The organism is Deinococcus betulae, assembly GCF_020166395.1.
GTDB classification, from domain to species: Bacteria; Deinococcota; Deinococci; order Deinococcales; family Deinococcaceae; genus Deinococcus; species Deinococcus betulae.
In genome coordinates this window covers 1-1,230 of record NZ_JAIQXU010000077.1, presented here as the reverse complement: position 1 = coordinate 1,230, position 1,230 = coordinate 1, and the positions used below count along the sequence as shown (strand labels likewise).

1 protein-coding gene is annotated in these 1,230 nt (G+C 52.1%); it reads right to left on the bottom strand.

Features of this window, described 5'->3' with window-relative positions:
- Window positions 1-138 precede the first annotated feature (138 nt).
- Window positions 139-849, bottom strand: a complete 711-nt coding sequence (locus K7W42_RS22680) for a TnsA-like heteromeric transposase endonuclease subunit (RefSeq protein ID WP_224577675.1) — start codon at window positions 847-849, stop codon at window positions 139-141.
- Window positions 850-1,230 lie beyond the last annotated feature (381 nt).

Here is a 1,230-nt window from a genome sequence, read left to right as displayed (position 1 = left end):
CTTCGAGAACGTCGAATTCTCGGAGAATACCCGTGCTGGAATGGAGAGTGAGCATCTGCCCTTGTGTAGAGACGATGCTCCAGCGCATGCCCTGAAGCTGAATCTCGCGTCCGACTGTGAATGGCATAAGTCGGATCATCAGGCTCCTAAGTGCAAGACGGCGTCGTCATGCAGGCGCTCTGCGAGGTTAGCCTGGATGCGGCGTCTCCACATCAGATGGAAAAGAGTTGTCCGTACGAGGGAAGGTGACACGAAATCTTCAAGGACCTGTCGGATAGTTAGTGGTCCATCTTGTAGACGATTCACTAAAGTTTCAGCAAAGACAGCCAGTTCAGAAGAATGGCGGTGGTACCCGTACAGGAACGAAAGGTTATGCCAGTAGGTTGGGTGCATCTCCGTCCAGATGGCGTAGGTCCAGCCTATTTCGTTGCACGCCTCTCGCATGGCCGAGAAAGGAACCTTGTTCATCTCCACAAAGGCTTTAGGTTTTACGTCAATTACGAGCGGCCTGGCGTCCTGAAGCTGAACCAAAATATCGGGAATGTGCCCCCGGCGTTTATCGCCATCGTCGTAAAGCAAGGCGAACGGCTGTGTGGCGATGGCTTGAGGGGAGAGTTCGAAGTCGACGCGGGTCAGAGCCTTCTGCTCAAGTCGACTTTCAAACGCGTGTTGCCGGCCCGTCGTAGGGGAATAGTACAGACCGGTGATGTGTTTCTGTCCCTTGAAGTTGTTCGGCTGGCGAATTGGAGCAAGTGATCCAATAGCCGTATGCGCGAGCAGAAGGAGCGGCGTACCATCGTGGATCTGACCACTTCGAAGCTGAAATGTGGTGCGGTATCTTATAGACAATGTGTGACTCCTGACGAGGGAGTGAGGACGCTCGGGGATTGGGCTGCGAATCCGTCCCGAGCGTTTTTGCGTTCCTCGATCTGTGATTGATGCGAGTCACTTCCCCCTCATTTATATAGACCACATATCGTCAGCTATGTCAATTGACATATTGGGGGGTGATTCCAATCTGTCCGTTATGTCACCTGTCGTAACGTATCCAGTGGCCAGATGAGAGTCAAAAGTGGTCAAATATGCCTCACACTTGTCTGGCACGAGTTTTTTAACCTCTTTTTGCCCACTCATCTGGCCATTCGCAGAAATCTTAATAAACCAGCAACAGCCCTCCCAGTGCAATTTCTACGCACTGGGAGGGCTGTTTGGTGATCTTATGTGGCCAAC